The sequence below is a fragment of the Candidatus Hydrogenedentota bacterium genome (assembly GCA_035450225.1).
In the GTDB taxonomy this organism is placed as follows: domain Bacteria; phylum Hydrogenedentota; class Hydrogenedentia; order Hydrogenedentales; family SLHB01; genus DSVR01.
In genome coordinates this window covers 32,464-54,423 of record DAOTMJ010000021.1, presented here as the reverse complement: position 1 = coordinate 54,423, position 21,960 = coordinate 32,464, and the positions used below count along the sequence as shown (strand labels likewise).

The following is a 21,960-nucleotide window of genomic DNA, read 5'->3' as shown; positions in this document are numbered from 1 at the left end:
CTGGTTGATGCGAGCGGTCGCACTTTGCCAACGGCCCGGGAATCACGCTCCTATAAGCGCCGTTAGTTCAGCGACGCGCCGGCCAAGATTCTTGGCCGTATCTTTTCCAAAATCGTCGCCCTCGATGGAATCATTCTGGTTCCATAACGTTGCACCGACTCTGGCGGAAGGTTGCCCGTCGCCGACGACGACCATGTCCTGGCACATCAGGGCCGTCTGAATTGAGCGGATGGTCAGTTCTTGTCCACCGTTACGCGTGCTGCCCACGGCCAGTACGCCGACGACCTTGTTGCGCAGCTTGAATCCGTCCTTGCGGAATGCGAAACAACGGTCCAGGAATGCCTTGCAGAGCGCGCTCATGTTGCCGAAGTACACCGGCGAGCCAACGATGATACCGGCCACGGCAGGATCGCCGAGCTTCTCGACCAACTTCGGAAAATCATCCGCTTCGCCCTCGCGAAGCGGTTGGCCCGCCGCTAACTGGGCGGGAATGCTGAAGTCCGCCAGTTCGATCAATTCCGTGGCCAGACCCGGATCCTGCTCCTCGGCAGCCTTAAGGCACAGCGCAACGGCCGCCGCAGTCGTCTTGCCCTTTCGGGGGCTGCAACTAATACCAATAATCTTTCTCTTGGGCAACGCATCCTGCGCGGCGGCTTCTCCACCAATGGCGCCGGCCACAATGGCGGCGCCCGCGGCGCCGATCAATTCCCTGCGTCCAATCTTGGATGACATGGTCGTATCCTCCTCAACCGTTGAGAGTCACCTAGAGACTCGACTCACGCAATGCATTGTTCGCCCAACAGCTTCATTCCAATATCGGATACCTTGGCGATGTGTTCTTCCGAAGGCGGGGTCTTACCCTTTTCCATTCCCAGATCCGCAAGTTGAATGTGCTGGAAATCCGAGAACCCGGCTTCCTTCAGGCACTTTTCCGCGCAATTGATCGGGCATCCGTCAATCGCAAGCACCACGCTGGCGGCCTTGGTCGTCTCGATGATTCCGCTCACACGCCCGCCGATTCCGGCCAGACAATACATCTTGCCCACGCCTTCCCGGGTGAGTTTGCGGGCAGCCTGATCGGCGACCGCTCCTACGTCCGCCGCGCCCGAGCATGCAAAGATAAGTTTCGGGGCCGCCGCGCAGGCGCACACATCATTCGTCTTCCCGCTCACACTCAATCTCTCCTATTCCGTTCTGGATCTCATGCCAGTAGTTTCTTGATATCCGCCACGTCGGGCACTTTGCCGACTACCTTTACTTGGCCATCCACGGCAAGCGCCGGCGTCATCATGACACCGAACCCCATAATGGCGTTGATGTCCGTAACCTTCTCTATCTCGTATTCGACGCCCAGTTCCTTGGCAGCGGCTTCCGTGTTCTCCGCCAGTTTTTTGCACTTGGGACATCCCGTTCCCAGAATTTGCAGTGTCTTCATTCGATTCGCTCCTTGTGTTGAGGCGCACGAAAAGGTCCTTGCGCCGGTTATTGTTCAAATCGTCACGTCCATAATAAAGTCGGGTTCCTGTCTGTATTTACTTGCACGAATACCCGTGAAAATTTCCTCCATGCGCGGAACGTGGGACAGACTGTCCAGTCTGTCGATTTCAATGATTCACCCTTGCCTTGGTTGGACAGGCTGGACAGCCTGTCCCACGCATTTGTCCTTTGTATGTACAGGCTGAACAGACTGTCCAACAAGGTCTCGAAGCATATCGAAGGACAAAGCCCGCCAATTCGGCACTCTCAAGTTAAATCGCTCCATAAATCATTCCTGCCATTGTTGACATGATTACGACGAGAGAACAAAAGACCAGCGTCTTCTTGAAACCCATCACGCTGTAAATCACCAGCATGCTCGGCAGCGAAAGCGCCGGACCGGCGAGGAGAAGTGCCAGCGCCGGGCCTTTGCCCATGCCCGAACCGATCAAGCCCTGAAGAATCGGCACTTCGGTCAGGGTGGCGAAGTACATGAAGGCCCCAATGATGGATGCCAGAAAATTGGAGGCCAGCGAGTTGCCTCCGACCGCCCAGGTTACCCACGCATTCGGGATCAATCCTTCATTGCCCGGACGGCCCAACAGCGCACCTGCCACCAGCACCCCGCCCAGGAGCAGCGGGAGGATTTGCTTGGCGAATCCCCACGTCACGCCAAACCATTCACCCATCTCCCCTTCGCTCGTGCTGGTGACGACGGACAATCCAATGAAGGCGGCGGTAAAAGCCAAAATGGGTTCGTGCGGGAAGAGCGCCGCGAGAATGACGGTCGGAATCGCAACCAGCACGACTTTCCACCAGGCAAGCCGGAACCAAGCGGCCAGAATGACGCCGAAGCCCACGGCGCAGATAGCCGTTATCAACCACTTTGCGCTATAGATCGCATACCACAGACCGGCGTCCGATTCGGGTTTGCCCCAGTTCGAGAACACCAGGATCGCCACCATCGAGGCGAAGTACGTGGCGGTCTTCCAGAGTGGCCGGGCTACCTCCGGCTCCGGCATCGCCGCTTGCGCGATGGCTTTCGCCTGTTCCTCTTTGCGGAAAATGAGATGCATGAGCAGGCCAATCAAGATGCTGAACGACACGGCCCCAACGGCGCGCGCGATGCCCAGTTCCATGCCCAGAATCCGCGCCGTAAGCACGATGGCAAGGACGTTAATCGCCGGGCCGGAGTACAGAAATGCCGTGGCCGGCCCCAGGCCGGCCCCCATCCGCCAGATGCCCGTGAAAAGCGGCAACACGGTGCAGGAGCAAACCGCCAAGATCGTACCCGATACCGAAGCCACGCCATAGGCCAGCACTTTGGGCGCGTTGGCCCCGAGGTATTTCATCACGGAGGCTTGGCTGATGAACACCGAAATCGCGCCAGCGATAAAGAATGCAGGAACCAGGCACAGCAACACGTGCTCCTGGGCATACCATTTGACCAGTTGGAGCGATTCCATAACCGCGTTGTCGAAACGCGGCATGCCCACGGGCAGGTAAAAACACGCCAGAAAAACGGCCACGATAACAGCCAAGGCCTTCCACTCTTTTCGCCAATCCACGATCGCAAACCCTTCTGACACATCCGTGCGTTATTGCGCCAATTGCCAATTATTACATCGGCGACATCCCAACGCCTTACCCGGGACGATCAATCGTTCACCAATGCCTGATGACGCCGGGCATTTTCCTGCAGCACGTTCTCCACGCAGCCAAAGAAGTTCAGGATGCACGGAACGCGCAGACGGTAAAAGACCTGCAGGCCGCGCTTGTCGTCCTCGACGATTCCCGCGTTCCGCAGTACCGCCAAATGCTTCGACACCGTCGAAATGTCCGCGTCAATGTCCGCCTGTAACTCGCATACGCACCGCTCGCCCTTTGACAACACATCCACGATGAACAGCCGCGTCGGATGCGCAAGGGCCTTCACAATTTCCGCCCGCGCCTCGAATAATGCCTGCGTCTTCGCGTCCACAAGAATCTCCTTTTTCTTTACTATTTGGCATTATAGCCAAATAGTAGCGATTTTGTCAAGTCCCCAGGCCGAAAAGGCCCCCACGTCTTGTGTGCATGGCGATTATCGTTCTTGATGTCCTTTTCGTCTTTTTGGGTCCTTCACCGGCTTTGCTGGTTCCGTAAACGACTTGTCTGGAGCGTGCAATCGCATGCGTTGATTTTGATGGATGGCGCACGTATGATCCCGCTGTATTCCTGCGCGTGGAAACTATCCAAGGACGCATGCAAGCAGCTTCGCATTTCCGCGCAGGACCAAGGAGGATTGTTCCATGAAACTGGCCGTGATTGGCGGCGCTAGTTCCTATTCGCCCGAACTGGTGGACGGGTTGTTCGCACGGCTGGACTCGATCCCCGTTACCGAACTCTGGATGATGGATCCGAACCGTGACCGGCTCACGATCACGACCGGCCTCGCCCGGCGAATGGCCGCCCGCCACGGCAACCCGTTCAAAGTATACGACACCGGGGTCATGCGCGAAGCGGTCAAGGATGCGTCGTACGTCGTCACGCAAATCCGGGTGGGCGGCATTCAGGCGCGCATCCAGGACGAAAAGCTCGGACTGCGCCACGGCATTGTGGGCCAGGAAACGACCGGGGTGGGCGGATTCGCCTGCGCCTTGCGGACCATTCCCCGCATCCTTGACATCGCCCATGCAATGGAGGAACTTGCGCCAAATGGGTTTCTCGTCAATTTCACCAATCCCAGCGGCATCGTGACCGAGGCTTTGATCAAGCATGGCGCGATCAAAAGCGTGGGGCTGTGCAACGTGCCCATCGGCATCATTATGGACATCGTGAAACACATCGGCTGCGCACCCGAAGATGTGAGGCTCGACTATGTTGGACTGAACCATCTCGCATGGATTCGCCGTGTCTCGATTGCGGGCAAGGACGTCACCGAGACCGCGCTGGCAAAGTTCATCGAGATGGCCGCCGAAGAGTGGGAAGTCCCCGACGTCCGCGAAAACATGATCGCGGCAATGAAGAGCCTCGGCATGATCCTGAACGGCTATCTTCAGTATTACTACGCGACTTCCGCCGTGCTCGATCACTTGAAAAGCAAGGAAAAGACCCGCGGCGAGGAAGTGGTCGAAGTCGAGAAAACCCTCTTCGAAAAGTACGGACGTCCGGACCTTGACGAGAAGCCCGAGGAATTGTCCAAGCGCGGCGGCGCGCACTATTCGACGGCGGCGTTCCATTTGATTAGCGCGATACAGAACGACACGCGAAACCGGCAAATTGTGTGCTGCCGGAACAACGGCGCCGTGCCATCCTTCGACGACGACGTGTCGGTGGAAGTTCCGGCAATCATCGGCAAGGACGGGGCCAAGGCCGTGCCGCAGCCGAAGCCGGATCCGATCATTCGCGGACTGATGCAGGCCGTGAAGGCGTACGAAACGATGACCGTCGAGGCGGCGGTGAAGGGCTGCCGGGAACGGGCGTTCCAGGCGATGCTGATGCACCCGTTGATGCCCGGCGCCCTCGCTTCGCGCAAATTGCTTGACGAATTGCTTGAAATCAACCGCCCCTACCTCCAGGGTACTTTCTTTTAACATCACGAACCGGGCGCGGAATGGGTCCGCGCCCACGCAGGGAACGAGGAGTTGTGCGCGATGAACAAAGCCATTTGCGAAACCAGCCTGCCCAACCGCACCCCCCTTGCGCGCGGCAAGGTGCGCGATATTTACGATTTGGGCGACCAATTGATCATCGTCGCGACGGATCGCCTCTCGGCCTTCGATTGGGTCAATCCGGTCGGCATCCCCGACAAGGGCAAAATCCTCACCGCCATGTCCCTCTTCTGGTTCGAGCAGACCGCTTCCCTGGTGCGCAACCACTTGATATCCGCCGATCTGAAGGATTTCCCGGAGGATTTTCGGGCGCATGCGGACCAGTTCGAGGGGCGGTCCATGCTGGTAAGGAAGTGCAAGATGTTTCCGGTCGAATTCGTCGTGCGCGGTTATCTGGCCGGCAGCGGACTCAAGGAATACCGGCAAACCGGATCGGTATGCGGGATCAAACTGCCCGAAGGGCTGGTCGAGGCCAGCAAACTGGAAACACCCATCTTCACGCCCGCGACAAAGGCCACCGACGGCCACGACCTGAATATCTCCGCCGAAGAAGCGGCTAAAATCATGGACAAGGATCTGCTCGACACGGCCGTGAAAGCCGCGCTGGACGTATACTCGTTCGCGCGGGAGTTCGCCGCGTCGCGGGGCATTATCGTGTGCGACACGAAGTTCGAATTCGGCACGCTTGACGGCGAGGTAATTTTAGCCGATGAAATTTTGACGCCCGATTCGTCGCGCTTCTGGCCTGCGGATCAATATCAACCTGGAAAAGCCCAGCCAAGTTATGACAAGCAATATGTGCGCGACTGGCTCGAAACGACCGGATGGGACAAAAATTCCCCGCCGCCGCCGTTGCCCGACGACGTGGTGGAGAAGACCCGCGAGAAATACGTGGAAGCCTATCGCCAACTGACCGGAAGAAAGGATTTCTGATTCATGGAATCCGGCATGGTTCCTTTCGGCAAGTCCTGCGCGGCGTGTCCGCACGCGCGAAATTCCGCCGCGTGCGGCGCCTTGTGCGAACGCGATTTCGATCATGTGCGCGAGGAATGCGGACTCTGCGCGGTGTACGGACACCCGGAAGCCCCGAAACTCGTCTACTTGGGCCTGTATGCGCTTCAGCATCGCGGCCAGGAAGGCGCGGGCATCGTCGCGTCGCACGAGGGCAATCTCACGGCCCATCGCGGCGTGGGACTGGTCGCCGACGTGTTCAAGCCGCACCGTTTGGCGCAGGTGCATGGCGACAAGGCGATTGGCCACGTCCGGTATTCAACGTTCGGCACAAGCACCCTGCGTAATGTGCAGCCGCTGGTAGTGGACTATGCCCGCGGTTCGATGGCGCTGGGACACAACGGCACGCTCGTCAATGCGCACGTCATCCGGGAACAGTTGGAAGAGAACGGCGCCATTTTCCAGTCCACCACGGACAGCGAGGTCGTCATCCAACTCACGGCCCGCTCGAAACAGAAACGCTTCGTGGATTGCGTCATCGAGGCGCTCCGGCAGGTTGTCGGCGCATATTGCATTTTGGCGATTGACGGCGACGAGATCGTGGCCGCCCGCGACCCGCGCGGTTTTCGCCCGCTGTGGCTGGGCCGGCGGGACGGGGCGTATGTGCTAGCCAGCGAATCGTGCGCGCTCGACATCATGGACGCGGAATGGGTCCGTGAAATCGAACCCGGCGAGGTGGTCCTCTTGTCGCCCGGCGGCATCGAATCCATTTTCCCCTTCGAGCCGGCGCAACCGTGCAAGTGCATTTTCGAGTTTGTATATCTTGCGCGGCCGGACAGTTATCTCTTTGGCCGGAGCGTGGATGCGGTGCGCAAGCGGCTTGGGGCCAACTTGGCCCGCCTAGCGCCGGTCGAGGCCGATATCGTCATGGCCGTGCCGGACTCGTCGAATCCCGCCGCGCTCGGCTACGCGCACGAGTCCCGCATTCCGTTCGACATGGGCTTCATCCGGAACCATTACGTGGGCCGGACGTTCATCGAACCCGATCAGCGCATCCGCGACTTCGGCGTGAAAATCAAACTCAACCCCGCGCGCAACGTGATCGAAGGCAAGCGCATCGTGCTCATTGACGACAGCATCGTGCGGGGGACCACCTCGCGCAAGATTATCAAAATGCTGAGGCACAACGGCGCCAGGGAGATCCATTTCCGGGTCAGTTCGCCGCCCATCATCAACAGCTGCCATTACGGCATAGACACGCCGAACCGCCAAAAACTCATTGCCTCGCACATGACGGTGGACGCCATACGCGACTATCTCGAAGTGGATTCGCTGGTGTACCAAACGATTGACGGACTGGTGGAGGCAACGGACTTGCCCCGCGACGAGTTTTGCCTGGCCTGTTTCAACGACATGTATCCAACGCCCACGCCGTGCGATTACACGTTGTCGAAGATTTCACGGCGGCATGTGGACACAAGCACCGAACCCTACGATGCGATGAAAACGGCCATGCCCTCCGAATTCTGAGGCTTTTTGAACCGAATAAGGCGGCATTTTCGGCCGGTAGAACCCGAAACGACGGGGCAAGGAATATTCTTGACAGATAGTGTTTGGCGTGTTAGAATGCGACAAGTGCAGGAGTTGTGTAACTCCAAACGTTTTGCGCGGATGCGGAGGTGCGAGTCATGGCCGATGATAAGTCCAATGGTACGGGCAATCCGAACAAGGGCGGAGACGAGCAGGATGCGCTGGGCAATCTGCCGCCGTTGAGCGATTTCGATTCAGGTGGATTCAAGTCCGACAAGGAGTTTCCGCCGCTTGAAAAAAAGGAATCGTTCGGCGGACTGCCATCCATAGATGATATATCCGAAGAGATTCCCATGCCGACCGGCGGGAATATCAAGCCGACTCCCCCGGGCTTCAGTCTTGAAAGCGACAGCGGATTCGGCGGGTTGGCGCTCGACGATGCCGGCGAAACCCCGCGCAAGCCGGGCCGCGGATTCCAGAGTTCGGAAGCCGACAGCGATTTCTCGCCCGAAACACCGGAAATCGGACCCGGACCCGCGGATATTGACACACCGATGTTCGACAGCGCGTTTGGCGGTTCCGGCGGCGGGCGGGGATTTACCCCGTCCTTGGACACACCCGCGCCCACCCGCACGATGGAAACCCCCATGTTTCCCGGCGAGACGATTGGCGGCACCCCTCCTCCGGGAGGCGGCTCGCCGTTTGACGCCAACGCCTTTGACGATTTTCGCCCCGGCGGCATGGAAACACCCGCCCCCGATTTTACGCCAACCGGCATGGAAGGCGCCGGCATGGGCACGGCAGACTTGGGCGGCGCGCGCGCGCCGGAGATCCCACCGCCCCCGAAGCCTGTGAAAGGCAAAGAGAAAAAAGGTATCGGCGTCAATGCGATCCTGGTGGCTGTTCTGGTGGGCGTGGTCGGTCTGTTGGTGGGTATTTTCATGGGCGGCCAAGTGAGCACCAAACTGTCTTTTATCCCGAACCCGTTACGCGAGCCGCTGGCGGCCAAGGAAGCCGAGGTTGTAAAACTCAACGACACCATCAAGAAGATGCAGGCGCAGGCGGCCCCGGGCACCAGTCCGGCCGTTACCCCCGAAAAGATCAACGAATTGCTGGATCAGCAAAAGAAATTGACCGATTCCATCAATGAATTGGCCGCCAAGGAAAAAGACGCGCAGGATGCGCTGGCCAAGACGGCGGCCGAACTTGATCAAGTGCGCATGGATCTCGAAACGAAGAACGAGGAGTTTGTCAAGGCCCAGGAGGCTTTCGAGGAACTTCAGAACCAGACCTCGATTGTCCAGGCGCGGCAGTTGGGTTTGGTTGCCGAAGTTGAACGCCTTACGGGTTTGGTCGGCACCATGGAAGAAGCCAACCAGCGTACCCGGGCCACCAAGGAAGCGCTCCAGGCAAGCGTCAACCAGTTGCTCATCGGCATCAAGGAAGGCATCCCGCTGACCCCGGAAAAATATGCGCGCGCGGGCCGTATCGCGTCAGCCGAGAATCTGAAGGCCAAGGTGGACGGCGCCCGTTGGGTGACCCCGGAACTTCTGAACGAATACACAAGCCTCTATTTGAAGGAGCTGGACATCGCCGGCAGCACGGCGTATTTCTTCGCCCACATCCCGGTCACGAACAAGATCGGCGAACGGGAAGTCAAATGGGCCGAATGCTTGATGAAGGGCAACTGGGCGGTCTATTTCCGCACCTTGGACGGCAAAAACGTGGGCAGTTACGAGAACACGGCACAGCCGGGCGAAGTTCCACACTACCAGTTCCGCGAACTCCTGCCCGGAACCGTCCAGAAGCAGATTGAGGAGGAGATCTTCGCGTCGCGCACACCCGGTTTCGAAAACAAGGTCAAGGCGCTTGCGGAAAAGCAACTCATCATGGAAGGTCCGGAGACCCAGTTCCAAAAAGTATTCAACTCGTTGTAATCTCTGATGATATTGCGGAGCCGCGTTCCGGAAGGAATGCGGCTTTTTCCATATACTGCCCGGACGCCTATCCCATCGGAGGAATCGACAGATGGCAACGCTTTGTCTTTTTGTTCTCGCCGCGCAAGCGGCCCAGGCGCCGTTGCACGAGGCCGAATTGATTTTCCCGCGCAACCCGAAGCACAACCACGGATCGAGCATCGTCGAAACCGCGGACGGCGGCCTGATCGCCTGCTGGTTTCATGGGTCCGGCGAACGCAAGGAAGACGACGTGATTATCCAGGGGGCACGAAAACATAAAGGCGCCACGGCATGGTCCGAACCGTTTCTCATGGCCGATTCGCAGGATCTGCCGGACTGCAATCCGGTTCTTTTCATTGATCCACGCGGTACGTTGTGGTTGTTCTGGATCGCCGTGCTGAATAATGAGTGGGGCGGTTCGTTGCTCAAATACCGCACCGCCGTACAATATGACGGAGACGGCCCCCCGAAATGGGACTGGCAGGACGTCATCCATTGCCGGCCCGTGAATCTTGAAAAGAATCCCATCGGCGGCGCGGCGCTGAAGGACAAACTCGGCCAGCGGCTCGGCTGGATGACCCGGCTGCACCCGATCATGCTGTCCGACACGCGCATGATGCTCGGCCTCTACTCGGATGTGTTCAACTGCTCGCTGGCGGCGTTCACGAACGATTGGGGCAAAACGTGGGAATTCAGCGAGCCAATCGTCGGACTGGGCAATATTCAACCGAGTTTCGTCAAGCGCAAGGACGGCGCGATCGTGGCCTTCATGCGTGAAAACGGATTGACGCGAAAAATCCGGACGGCGGTTTCACCGGACAACGGCATGACGTGGGGGAAAGTCGAAAGCCTCGATATTCCAAATCCGGGTTCGAGCGTCGAGTGCATCCCGCTAAAAAATGGACACTGGGTGCTGGTCTGCAACGACACGACGAACGGGCGGCACCTGCTGACCGTGTATCTGTCCGACGACGAAGGCGTGACCTGGAAATGGAAACGCGCACTTGAAAACGCCGAGAAAGACACCGGATCGTTCTCCTATCCGTCGGTCATTCAAGCCGCCGATGGCGCCATCCACTGCACCTATTCCCATTCGATTTCCGGCGAAAAGGGCTCGAGCATCAAGCACGCCCGATTCAACGAGGAATGGATTCGGGAAGGGAAATGAGATCCGACGGATTTGATGGATCAGTCCGATCGGTCGGATCCGTGGCTACCGGATCAGTTTCCCCGCCACATGCAGCGCATGGCGCGGGTTCCGGAAGGCGCGGCGGATCATGCCGAACCACGAATAATTACGGAACGCCTGGCGGGCGCACAGCGATTCATAGAGCCGCTTTTGTTCCTCGCGCGGGATCGCCTCGTTGCACGTGAATGTGTCGGGGTCGCCGGCGGTAAACGTGTCCCACGGGATGTTCATTGCACGGATGCGATCCGCGTTCGCGTCATAGATCGGCGTGCCGGGAAACGGCGTTAGAAAATGAATCGAGGCGAAGTCCGGACGGGCGTCGCGCATGAATTTTTCCGTCGCGGCGATGTCTTCGGGGGTCTCGCCCGGCATTCCGAAAACAAAGCAGCCCCGGAGCCGCAGACCGGCTTCCCGCACAAGGCGCGCAACGGCAAGGTTTTCCTCGACGACCGTGTTTTTCCGGATTGCGTCGAGTATCCGCTGGCTGCCGCTTTCGAATCCGATGCCGACCTGCACGCATCCCGCCCGTTTCATCAGCGGCAGGAGATCCGGGCGGACGGTCCGGGGGTGCATCTGGCATTCCCAGCGCAGCCGGTTCAATCCCGTTGCGACAAGCGCCTCGCAGATAGCCTGGAAACGATCCAAATCCGTGGCCATCAGTTCGTCGTAGAAGGCCACGCCCGCGACGGCATGGCGATCGGCCAGGTAGCGGATCTCCTCGATGACCCGTTCCGGACTATGAAACCGCAACGCGGCCTGGCGCATGGCATTGGCGCAGAAAACACAACGGTACGGACAGCCCCGGCTGGTGATCACGCCGAGGGTCCGGCAGGAAAGCCCCGCGAGCTCCTCCCCGCCACGCGCGTAAAACTCCAAATCGAGCGCGGCGCGATCCGGCAAGGGCAGTGCGTCGAGATTGTCCGGCGGCACACAGTCAATGACACCTTCCATGCACCCCCTCGACAGTGCTTCCGCAAAGGCATGCTCCGCTTCTCCCCGAAACACCACGTCGCAATGTTCGATGGCTTCCGCCGGCAGGGCCGTGGGATGCGCGCCGCCCATGACCACCGGAATGCCGCGGCGCCGGCGGATATCGTCGGCGATCGCGTAGGCGCGCGCGGCGAACATCGTCATGAACGAAATCGCGGCCACGTCGGGCTTGAACTCTTCAAGGCAGCCAGCGACATTCTGGCGGGCGATTTCGTCAATGATGAGGGTTTTGTGCCCGTTGTTTTTCAGTACCGCCGACAGATACGCCAAGCCCAGATTTTCTTTTCGCAGGGCGCGCGGCGAGCCGGGATTGATGAGGGCAATTTTCATCGGCGCGCCTTTAAGAACGATACAAGGCGCCCGGCGCCGTACCATCCCAAACGGCCAAGCCCGGCGACACCCCCGCGTTCATAGGCATTGTGGAAATGATGGAACAGCGTGCCGGGCTGCCGGGTAAGGATGTGCCATTGCCAGCGGCGCCATGCCAGCGCGTGCATTTCGGCGATATCGGCGGCCGAATAATCCGGATACGAAAGGACCGATTCCGCGGCCGGATCGAAATCGTTCCAGTCTTCCTTTATGAGCCACCCCTTGCCGCGGGCGTGCTCATACAGGGCCGTGCCGGGATAGGGCGTCGCGATGGCGAATTGCAGGGTGTGCGTGCGAAGACGCAGCGCAAACTCGATCGTCTTCATCGCGCTTTCCCGCGTTTCGCCGGGCAGGCCGAACACGAACGTCGCGTGGGTGCGAATGCCCAGGCGGCGGCAATCATGAACGGTGCGGACGACATCATCCAATTCGAGGGCCTTCGGGATCTGCCGCAACACGTCCGGATCGGCGCTTTCGACGCCGAACTTGTAGGCCCGGCATCCGGCGGCGGCCATGGCCTCGAGCACATCATGCGCAACCGTGGCATGCCCCATGCACGAAAACGGTACGCCAAAACGACGGCGGCGCAGTTCCTCGCATAGGGCAAGGACATGTTTTCGGTTGAGGGAAATCGAATCGTCGTCAAAATAGATTTCATCGGGATGATACCGCCGGATGAGTTCGGCGATTTCATCGCATACTGCTTTTGGATCGCGCAGCCGGTAGTCATGCCCGCCATGATAGGGGGCAAGAGTGCAAAACGAACAACGATGCGGACAACCGCGCGACGACAACACCGTGACGGACCGTCCCCGGCAAATTGGATCGTTGTATTTTTCCATCGGGAGTAAATCCCAAGCCGGCCATGGGATATCGTCGAGCCGAACGACCAGGGGAGCGTGCTCCGTGGCGGGAGCGGTTTTCGTCGCCAGCCACGGGCGCGGAAGCAGCCTAAGCGCGTCGGTGATGACTTGGTCGTATTCCCCACGAATCACACCCGCGAAGCCGGCCTGAATATGCTCCCGGGTCGTAGCCGTGGCATGCGCGCCGCCGGCCACGCAGGGTTGTCCGATGGCGCGCATGATTTCGACGTCGCCCCGAAAACTCGGCGCGCTCGTTTCCATGAACACGACGTCGGGATTGAATTCCCGCACCTGTGCGATCAGCGCGTCGGCCGACATGCCGAGGGCGATGCAGTCCAGTACGCGCACCGCGTGGCCGTCCGCGCGCGCCCGCGATGCCGCATACGCCAAGCCAAAGGGAAACGGGTGGTAGTCAATGCCCACGGATTGTATCGGGCGCCGGTGCGGCCACCGCGAACCGGCCCGGCAATACGGCCCCGGCGGATTGAGCATCAATACCTTCATGGCGTATCCCGCTTTGCTTGAAGGGTATTTGGGTAACTTCTTTGCGCGGGAGAAGAAATTCCCCCGGAGAAGGCGTCTCCGTGTCTAGATAAACTCGAATTGCGCATCGCGTTCCAGCATGAGTTCCGTCATGATGCGGTTATAATGGACAAACCGGCAGTCCAGCAGGTTGCATTCCGCGGGCCGGATGGATTGAATGGCGTCCCAATGCCGCTGGCTGTGCCAAATTTCCCGCAGCGGCTGCGTGAAGGCGTTGCCGAATCCGTGCGTTTCGCGCCGATGGCGGTAGTAGCAGCAGAGAAACACGTCGCCAAGCGCGTCAATCATAATCTGCAAGGGTGTCAGCCAGCATGGACGGGTCATGTTCAGTTTTCCGACGCCGCCGACGACGGGCATGTTCGGATGGCGCGCCCGCGCCTCGGCGATCAGTCGGGCGGCTTCGGCGGCCTGGTCGGCGTTCAACTCGTGATCGGTCAGACGCGCCGCCTTGAATTGGATGGAATCGGCTCCCAACCGTTCCGCCAGCGCGACACAATCTTCGACCTCGCGAAAGTTGTCCGCGCAGAGGATGACTTTCATGCTGACAAGGACCTTCCCGCCGCGTTCGTTGCGCAGGCGTATCAGGCCGGCCATATTCCCGCACACGCTGTCGAACGAGGCGTCCGGCGATCGCGGGCGTTTCACGCGATCGAATGTTTCCCGGTGCGCGCTGTCGAATCCCACGCGGACGTAACTGGCGCAATCCGCCAGCGCCAGCGCCAGATCCCCCTTGATTCGCGACCCGTTGGTCAAAAGGCCCGTACTCATGCCGCGCGATTTCATTTCGCGGATTAGATCCGGGAGATCCGGATGCAGCGTCGGTTCGCCGCCGCCGCAAAATTCCACACCGCGCACGCCCAAATCGCGCAGTTCCCAAATCAGGCCGCGCAACTGATCGCCGGTCATCATGTGATGGATCCGGGCGTTGTCCTCGGCGTATTCGCACCACAGGCAATTCTGATTGCACACGTAAGTGGGATAGACAATGGCGGTGCGCGGGGGAGGCATTTCGCCGTCAAGTATCATGCGGGCGGCCTGATAATGCGTCAGAATCCGGTTTTCCAGAAAGTCGAAGACCCCGGTCTTGTCACTCATGCATTGCTCCCGTGTTTTATCACGATACCGGGGAAGACTATATCCCGCACCGCCCCACAAGGGCAAACCGAAAACGAATCAATCCGTTTCATCCTTGCCATCGTCGTCCTATCTTCATTGCATTGACGCGGTTTGAAAAGATAAGATGCCGCCGCAAGGACGAAAAAGATTGAACCGGCTTCCACATGAAAGTGAAATGAAGGCCAGGAAGGAAGCGCAAATAGTTTCTTTGTCCACAACTTCTGTGCATGGTACACAGAAGTTGCGGACAAAGAAATCATATTCTTGATTGAGACATTGCGGCTGAGCCGCGTTAGGTGTTTATGTTCCGTGACGTAACCATGGAGGGGTTGCTGTGAGCGAACTCATTATCGGCGTGGATCTGGGTGGGACCAATGTGAAGACCGCCATTGTTTCCCGCGACAAAAAGGTTCTCGGCAAGGATTCGCGTCCAACGCGGGCAGAGGAGGGTCCGGAAGCCGTCATGACGTGCATGGCCGAGAGTGTCGAGGCCGTGCTTGCCCAGACGGGCGCGAAGCGCGGCGACGTGATCGCGGCGGGGATTGGCGCGCCGGGACCGATGAACTGGCAGACGGGCGTCGTGTACAGTCCGCCGAATTTGCCCGGCTGGAAGAACGTGCCGCTGGCGGACGAGATGACAAAGCGGCTCGGATTCCCGGTCTACGTGGACAACGACGCGAATGTCGCATGCTACGGGGAATACTGGCTCGGCGCGGGTCAGGGCGCGGAGAACATGTGCCTGCTGACGCTCGGCACGGGCGTTGGCGGCGGGATCGTCGTGTTCGGCCAACTGCTGCGGGGGATTGACGGGACAGCCGCCGAGATCGGGCACCTGAAAGTCATGCGCGGCGGGCGCGCCTGCGGCTGCGGCGCGACGGGCTGTCTGGAAGCCTACGGCAGCGTCACCGGCATGGTCCGCACGGCCGTCGAGGGCATTGAATCGGGCCGCAAGACCGTATTGACGGACTGGTGCCAAGGCGACCTCAAGGCCATCACCGGCAAGATGATTTCCGACGGCATCGAACAGGGGGACGAGTTTTGCCGCTGGGTCATGAACGAAACGGGCGTCTGGCTTGGCATCGGCATTTCGAGCCTGATCAACCTGTTGAATCCCGAAAAGGTCGTACTGTGCGGAGGGATGATCGCGGCGGGCGACGTATTGTTCGATCCGATCCGCAAAACCGCCCGCGAACTCACGTTCGAGGTTCCCGCAAACCGAGCACAGATCCTTCCCGCGGGGCTTGGCGCCGATTCCGGCGTTATCGGCAGCGCCGGCTGCGCCCTCGCTCGTTTTGAAAGCGGCATCTGAAATTCGCAATCCCTGCGGACGGCAATATTACCGGGCAGCCGCCGGGCCGGCCATCGCCACGGTGGCCGGGCGCAAATCCCGATCAGTGTAGTCATCCCAAAGGGAACAATTAAGATCAATCCACGTCTTGATGCGCAGGATCTCATCCGGCGTCAATGCGATGTCGTGGTGGCCTGCGTTCAACGTTTCCCAAAGTTTGCTTTTCAGTGAACCGAAGGACATCGGCGGGAGTTTTTCGCATCCGCCGGAATTCCAGCCGCAATCAACGAAATGAACCAAGCCCCGCGATATCAGGGTCCGGTAAGAGGCGGGGATTTTGTCGGCATCGAGTTCCGCCCGGAAATCGAGTTTATCCGGATGCTTGGCATCGTGGCATTTCACGCAATGGGCATCGAGCACGGGCTGGACGACTTTTTCAAAGGAAAAAGGCACGGCGCCCCATGACGGCGGTTCGATGTCGCGGACGATTTGCGCCGTGGGACGTCCCTTCTCCGGCGGCGCCATCTGCCGGCTTTCGTGGCATCCAATGCAACTGCGTTTTTCGCCCGGCTGCAAGTGCACGACGCTGCGCATTCGCTGAAGTTCGTTGAAATCCTTGTCGAGCACCTCGAAATAGAAGACACGTCCGGACGGCGCCTTGAATCGGGCGCTGCCGTCCTCGTCAACGGGCACGAGCCCGAGCGAGGTCTTGGCCACATACGCGGGCCAGCCGCCGGGGCCGCTGACCTTGTCCACGGGCGAGGCGTAAAAGTTGAAGAAGGCTTCGTGGTCCTTGCGATACTCGCCGTTTTCAAGCGGCATGAGCCGGTGCCGGACCTCTTCGACGACGCGCAGGTATTTCACCGCTCCGCGCGGCACGGCAGGCGCCAGTCCCGCATAAACATCCGTGAGGGTGAACTCGCCCGGTTCATCTTCCGCGGCGGCCTCCGCGTCTTGCAACGCAGGCGGGGCCGAAACCGCGCGAAACGGCGTCGGGCACATGCAGTCGAGCCCTTCCGGGTCCAGGGTTTCGGGGTCCATGTAAAGCAATTCCCGGTTGCCGTGGCGATCGATGAGGTAAATACCGAATTGTTTTCGCGGGGCGTGCGATACCAGGAAATAATCCCGCGAAACCGGATACGGTTCGCGAAAACATTCCTCCAAAGGCGGCGCGCCCGGCCATGGCACTTCGGGGGTAAGGCACGCGATGGCCTTTTCATTGAATCGGCCCTTGCTTGTGTCGAGCAGCGCAATGGGGCCGTTCAGATCGCCGAAATGGGATATCAGGGTGCAAACGATTTCCTTCGTGCCGGGCACTTCGCGCCCGTTTGCGTAGCCGTTCGGCTGGATGATGTCGTTGCCGAAGACGAGTTCGGGATGGCGGCCGTCCGGGCGGATGGCCCAGAGCGTATGGCCGAAGTCCGCGCCCTTGTCCACATATTCCCAGCGGGTCCAGATGATGCGCCCGTCGTTCATGACGGACGGGGCCCATTCGGTAAGATTCGCGAGCGACACCGGACGGATGTGGCCGCCGGCCGCGTCCATGCGAAACAACACCGACGATTGCGGCCGCCAGCAGAACACGCGGCATGCGCAACGCGTCGAGATGAACGCAAGATCGCCGTTCGGCAACGGGCACGGCCAGAAATCGTGGAATGGCCCATCCGTGATTTGTTTGAGGTCCGATCCGTCTGGTTTCACGGACATGATGTGATAGTAGCCCGGCTCTGAGTCCCGGTATCCGAAATACACCATGGTTGCATCGAAGTTCGCCGCCGGATTGCGGGCGATTCCGCGGCCGGCATCGAACAACCGCGTAAACGCGGCTTCTTCGGGAACAAGGCCGGCGCCTTCTTTCCACGGCGTGTGCATGAGGTAGATCCCGCCGCCGGGACGGAACGCCGCGTCGAAGTAATCGCTGTAATTGTGCGAGGGCCGAAAGGCGTGGCGCTTGACGAAAAGGATCCGGCCGAGGGACTTGAGATCGGGATCGCGGAACATCAATTTACGTTTTGCCATGCGCGCTTCGGCCAACAGATCGCGGGCGTCCAGTTTTTCGCCCCTCTGCCTTGCCCTCAAGCAGGCCAACCGTGCGCGTTCGGCTTCCACGGTGATTCCCTTGGCGGCGAAACGGGCGATCATGTCTTCCATCAACGCCAACGTGCGTTCAAGGGGATCGTACCGAAACAGATGAAGGGCGAATTCATGCCCGGATTCGTCGCGCGCCTTGAAGTCGAATTGCGGCCCAATCGGTCCCTGTTCGCCGATCACCGGAATGTCGGCGGCGCGACCGGATTCCAGAGCCAGGGATTCGAATCCGGGGACGTTTGTGGCGAGCGTGGCGGCGGCATGCAGGACAAGACGGATCGCGAACGCCGCGCGATCCGGCGAGGCCGTCTCCGCGATGGCCATGGGGGAAAACGCGAACGTCACCGGCCGTCCCATCGCGCCGACGTGCTTTCCTCCCATGCCGAGTCCGACGCGGATCCCAAATTCGACCGCACCGGGAAACAGGGATTGCGGCAGGCGGAACTCGAATCGCGCCGGATTCCGGGCGAAGGTTCCTTCGACGATGCGGCTCGACGCCAACTCAATCTTGTCGCCTGATTTTCGATAGGTGTTGAACGTGAGTTGGCCGTCCGCGTATTCAAGCACGCCGCAATCGTTGCCGGCGCCGTCCGAAATCACGGCCAGACGGCGGCCCAACAGGCGGTCCGCCTCAACAGCGAAGAGAAAATCCGCGTCCATGCGGCAAGCCCATACACGGAAACAGACCAAGGGACCGTTATCCCAATCGTACGGAGACGCGACACGGACCGTTCCCTGGGATGCCGCCACACGCCAGTCCGAGAGATCCGAAAGCGCCGGCAAGGGCAGAACATCGTCGCCCGCATGCCGGGGGTATTCCTCGACGCGCCCGTTGTAGGGCACAAGCGCGGGGCTGAGATCCGCGCGGCCATGGGTTTTCAGCCAGGCGTGTTCCTCACCGAGAAACGACGCGCGCACCGGGTCGTTTCGGGGGATGAAAACGGCCGGGTCCGGCGCGTCCGGCGTGGAAGGAACCACAGCGGAAGGCGCATCGCCCTGCGTGCGCGCAGACACCTGCCTGACGGTTGTCCATTCGCGGCCGTCGAGTGAAAGCCGGACCTCGAATTTCACGGGAACGCGGTCGCGAAACACGCCGTTCCGGTCGCGCGAGAACACCACCCTTGCTATCTCCGCTGGTTCCGGCAGGGCGATCTGCGCCCACTCCTCGCCTGTCCCTCCTGCAATCCAACTCCGCGCATTGCCGTATTGGCCGTCGTTCAGATGATGAATCGCGTGAATCGAATACCCGGTTATGCACGATGAAGCCGAGGCGGCCGCGCCCGGGCCAAGCGCAAGATTCGCCTCTTGAGGAGGAAAAGGCGGGGTATGCGGCGAGGTGTCCGCGGAGGCGTCAGGTCCATAAATCTCCAACTCGTCAATACAGGCTTGGCTTCCGTCGTTCACCGCCTGAATCACGAACCGCACATACTGTGCCGGCTGCGCAGGGAACACAACCTCGTTCGCCTTGTCCGGAACAATAACCGTATCGGCCTGAACACCCGCCGCAACGATGCACATCCACCACAACAACGCAACCCGGCATTTCATCTCGCATACCCTCGCCTGCTTGGAGGTTATGAAAATTCAACGATTGCGTATCGCCGGCATCCGCCGCCATCAACGGCGTCGCTACCGAAGCCGATTTTGGCCCGCCAAACCTGGCGATACGGCCCGCCATTCATTTCTTCAACCGTCTTCAACCAACCTGCGCCGTCTCCAAGCGAGCCTGTCTTCCCATTCGTACAGCAAATGACGCCGCCTCGTCAAGAAAGTGTCGGACGTCTTGTCGCGCAAAGGTCCGCCGGTCGTGTATGATTTCCGCCGGATGCGCACATTGGAGGATGCCGCGGTGGCTGACCTTGGAAAACTAACCGGATGGTTGCTCGTTGCCTTGGCCCTTGCCGGTTGCAATGGCGGCAATAACGGCATGGTCGAGGTAACCGGGCAGATTGAAGCCGTCAATGTCGCCGTGGGCTCGCGCGTGGGCGGGCGCGTAAGCGAGGTGCTGGTAGAAGAAGGGGCGCGCGTCAAGCAGGGCGACATCCTCGTAAAACTCGAAACCGATGAGGCCGAAGCCGCCATCGCCGCGGCGCGGGCGCGCCTCGCGCAGGCGGAAGCGACGCTGGCCAAGTTGGAAAACGGCGCCCGCCCCGAGGAAATCCGACAGGCCGAGGCAGCGGCCGCACGGGCCGAAGCCCAGTATCAGATGGCGCAGAAAGGATCGCGCCGGCAGGAAGTGCGTGCAGCCTCGGCGGCGGTGGACGCCGCGCGCGCCGCCCGTGATGAAGCCCAAACGGAATTTGAACGCGTAAAGAAACTGCGAGAAGGATCCGCCGCGTCCGAACAGCTTTACGATCGGGCCGCCCATGCGCTCGAAGCAGCCGAGGCCCAGTTGCGCACCGCCACGGAACGGCTCGATATCGCCGTCGAGGGTGCGCGATCGGAAGAAATCGCCATGGCGAAAGCCGCCTACGAGCAGGCGGCAGCCGCTTGCGACCTCATCAAGAACGGCGCGCGCAAGGAAGACATTGACGCGGCGCGCGCGGTGCGCGATGCTGCTGCAGCCGATGTGCAGCGCGCGACAATCGCCGCGAAAGAAATGGTAGTCGTATCGCCCCGGGATGCCGTGGTCGAATCGCTCGACATTCACCCCGGCGATATCGTCAAACCGGGCGCGGTAGCGTCGCTGGTCGATCCCGAAGATTTGGAAGTCCACATCTACGTCTCGGCGTTTACGCTCGGGAAATTGCGCATCGGCGAAAAAGTCGTGCTGACCGCGGATGCCTACGGCGACGAGAAGTTCGAGGGCACGATCGCCCAAATCGCCAGCCAGGGCGAGTTCACCCCGCGCAACCTTCAGACCAAGGAGGAACGCGCCCAGCAGGTCTTCGGCGTCAAGGTGAAACTCGATTCCGCCGGCGGCAAACTGCGCGCAGGAATGACCGTGACGGCCCATCTGCCGGCGCATGCCGCGGAGTAGCGCGACATGGCGCCCGCGATCACAACCACCGGGCTGACCCGCCGCTTCGGATCGTTCACGGCGGTTGACCACGTGGATCTCAATATCGAGGAAGGCGAGATTTTCGGTTTTCTCGGTCCCAATGGGTCCGGCAAGACCACGCTGATCCGGATGCTGTGCGGTTTGTTGCGGCCGTCGGCGGGCAGCGCCACCGTCATGGGCTGCGACACCGTGCGCGACAGCGAGGCGGTCAAGCACGAAATCGGTTACATGTCCCAGAAATTCAGCCTCTACACCGATCTGACCGTCATGGAAAACCTCACGTTCTATGCGCGGGTCTATGGCATTCCGCGGCATGAACGAAGGAACCGCATCGAGGACGTCATCGGAATCGTCGGCATCGGCGATTACCGCAAACGGCTCGCCTCGGAATTGTCGGGTGGCTGGAAGCAGCGCTTGGCGCTTGCCTGCGCGCTGGTGCATCGTCCGCGTATGATGTTTCTTGACGAACCGACCGCCGGCATCGATCCGGTGGCCCGGAGGGATTTGTGGAACCTCCTGTTCGATCTGGCCGGACAGGGCTTCACGTTTTTTGTGACGACCCACTACATGGACGAAGCCGAACGGTGCAGCCATATCGGCTATATTTACTTCTCGAAATTGATCGTGTGCGGCACGCCGGGCGACCTCAAGCAACTGCCGGATGTTACCCCCGCCGGAATGCAGCGTCTCGAAATACGATGCCCCCGCGCGCCGTATGCGATGCGTATGCTGAACACTTTCGAGTACGTCCAGGATGCCACCATTTTCGGCGACGTGCTGCATGTGCTGGCTTCGATGGGCGCGGAAGATCGCATTGCACACGACTTGGCCGGCGGCGGATTCGAGGGCGTCGAGGTGCGCCCGATCAAGCCGACGCTCGAAGACGTGTTCGTTACCTTGACCCGAAGCAGGGATCTGGAAAGAAATGGCCAATAGCATTGCGGGCGCTCGAACCAACGGATCCGACAGATTTGACCGATCAGACGGATCCGACGGATCTCTTAT

At 60.1% G+C, this 21,960-nt stretch carries 17 protein-coding genes; 8 read left to right on the top strand and 9 right to left on the bottom strand.

Annotation, left to right across the window (positions count from 1 at the left end; all coding sequences use genetic code 11):
- Nucleotides 1-42: 42 nt before the first annotated feature.
- From P5540_12250 to P5540_12230, 5 genes are all read right to left on the bottom strand, one after another.
- Nucleotides 43-732: a flavodoxin family protein gene (locus P5540_12250; protein HRT65588.1), complete on the bottom strand. Its 690-nt coding sequence runs from the start codon at nucleotides 730-732 to the stop codon at nucleotides 43-45.
- A 44-nt stretch (nucleotides 733-776) separates the two neighbouring features.
- Nucleotides 777-1,172, bottom strand: a complete 396-nt coding sequence (locus P5540_12245) for a putative zinc-binding protein (protein ID HRT65587.1) — start codon at nucleotides 1,170-1,172, stop codon at nucleotides 777-779.
- A gap of 29 nt (nucleotides 1,173-1,201) precedes the next feature.
- Complete coding sequence (locus P5540_12240) at nucleotides 1,202-1,435, bottom strand: thioredoxin family protein (GenBank protein HRT65586.1); 234 nt, start codon at nucleotides 1,433-1,435, stop codon at nucleotides 1,202-1,204.
- A 313-nt stretch (nucleotides 1,436-1,748) separates the two neighbouring features.
- Nucleotides 1,749-3,044 carry a permease gene (locus P5540_12235; GenBank protein ID HRT65585.1) on the bottom strand — a complete coding sequence of 432 codons (1,296 nt, stop codon included), beginning with the start codon at nucleotides 3,042-3,044 and terminating at the stop codon, nucleotides 1,749-1,751.
- An 89-nt stretch (nucleotides 3,045-3,133) separates the two neighbouring features.
- Entirely contained in the window at nucleotides 3,134-3,457 is a 324-nt protein-coding gene (locus P5540_12230; GenBank protein HRT65584.1) for a metalloregulator ArsR/SmtB family transcription factor, read from the bottom strand.
- A gap of 310 nt (nucleotides 3,458-3,767) precedes the next feature.
- On the opposite strand from P5540_12230, the gene P5540_12225 reads away from it, so the two are divergent.
- The 5 genes from P5540_12225 to P5540_12205 all read left to right on the top strand — a co-directional run bounded on the left by P5540_12225 (nucleotide 3,768) and on the right by P5540_12205 (nucleotide 10,676).
- Nucleotides 3,768-5,051 carry a 6-phospho-beta-glucosidase gene (locus tag P5540_12225; protein ID HRT65583.1) on the top strand — a complete coding sequence of 428 codons (1,284 nt, stop codon included), beginning with the start codon at nucleotides 3,768-3,770 and terminating at the stop codon, nucleotides 5,049-5,051.
- 60 nt (nucleotides 5,052-5,111) lie between these two features.
- Nucleotides 5,112-6,002 carry a phosphoribosylaminoimidazolesuccinocarboxamide synthase gene (locus tag P5540_12220; GenBank protein HRT65582.1) on the top strand — a complete coding sequence of 297 codons (891 nt, stop codon included), beginning with the start codon at nucleotides 5,112-5,114 and terminating at the stop codon, nucleotides 6,000-6,002.
- A gap of 3 nt (nucleotides 6,003-6,005) precedes the next feature.
- Entirely contained in the window at nucleotides 6,006-7,550 is a 1,545-nt protein-coding gene (gene purF, locus P5540_12215; GenBank protein ID HRT65581.1) for an amidophosphoribosyltransferase, read from the top strand.
- A gap of 158 nt (nucleotides 7,551-7,708) precedes the next feature.
- A complete protein-coding gene (locus tag P5540_12210; protein HRT65580.1) occupies nucleotides 7,709-9,487 on the top strand; it encodes a hypothetical protein in 1,779 nt (592 codons plus the stop codon).
- 91 nt (nucleotides 9,488-9,578) lie between these two features.
- Complete coding sequence (locus P5540_12205) at nucleotides 9,579-10,676, top strand: exo-alpha-sialidase (GenBank protein ID HRT65579.1); 1,098 nt, start codon at nucleotides 9,579-9,581, stop codon at nucleotides 10,674-10,676.
- Nucleotides 10,677-10,721: 45 nt separating this feature from the next.
- Here the strand turns inward: P5540_12205 and P5540_12200 are convergent, their stop codons facing one another.
- From P5540_12200 to P5540_12190, 3 genes are all read right to left on the bottom strand, one after another.
- Nucleotides 10,722-12,017, bottom strand: coding sequence for a radical SAM protein (locus P5540_12200; protein ID HRT65578.1), 1,296 nt, complete (start codon nucleotides 12,015-12,017; stop codon nucleotides 10,722-10,724).
- Complete coding sequence (locus tag P5540_12195) at nucleotides 12,014-13,423, bottom strand: radical SAM protein (protein ID HRT65577.1); 1,410 nt, start codon at nucleotides 13,421-13,423, stop codon at nucleotides 12,014-12,016. Before P5540_12195 ends, P5540_12200 begins: the two co-directional genes overlap by 4 nt.
- A gap of 84 nt (nucleotides 13,424-13,507) precedes the next feature.
- Nucleotides 13,508-14,557 carry a radical SAM protein gene (locus tag P5540_12190; GenBank protein ID HRT65576.1) on the bottom strand — a complete coding sequence of 350 codons (1,050 nt, stop codon included), beginning with the start codon at nucleotides 14,555-14,557 and terminating at the stop codon, nucleotides 13,508-13,510.
- 355 nt (nucleotides 14,558-14,912) lie between these two features.
- Between P5540_12190 and P5540_12185 the strand changes: the two genes are divergently transcribed.
- A complete protein-coding gene (locus P5540_12185) occupies nucleotides 14,913-15,887 on the top strand; it encodes an ROK family glucokinase (GenBank protein HRT65575.1) in 975 nt (324 codons plus the stop codon).
- Between the two features lie 27 nt (nucleotides 15,888-15,914).
- On the opposite strand, the gene P5540_12180 is transcribed toward P5540_12185, so the two are convergent.
- Nucleotides 15,915-19,502 carry a discoidin domain-containing protein gene (locus tag P5540_12180; protein ID HRT65574.1) on the bottom strand — a complete coding sequence of 1,196 codons (3,588 nt, stop codon included), beginning with the start codon at nucleotides 19,500-19,502 and terminating at the stop codon, nucleotides 15,915-15,917.
- Between the two features lie 301 nt (nucleotides 19,503-19,803).
- Between P5540_12180 and P5540_12175 the strand changes: the two genes are divergently transcribed.
- Nucleotides 19,804-20,934, top strand: coding sequence for an HlyD family efflux transporter periplasmic adaptor subunit (locus tag P5540_12175; GenBank protein HRT65573.1), 1,131 nt, complete (start codon nucleotides 19,804-19,806; stop codon nucleotides 20,932-20,934).
- Nucleotides 20,935-20,940: 6 nt separating this feature from the next.
- Nucleotides 20,941-21,891 (top strand): ABC transporter ATP-binding protein, encoded by a 951-nt coding sequence (locus P5540_12170; GenBank protein ID HRT65572.1) that lies wholly within the window; start codon nucleotides 20,941-20,943, stop codon nucleotides 21,889-21,891.
- Nucleotides 21,892-21,960 lie beyond the last annotated feature (69 nt).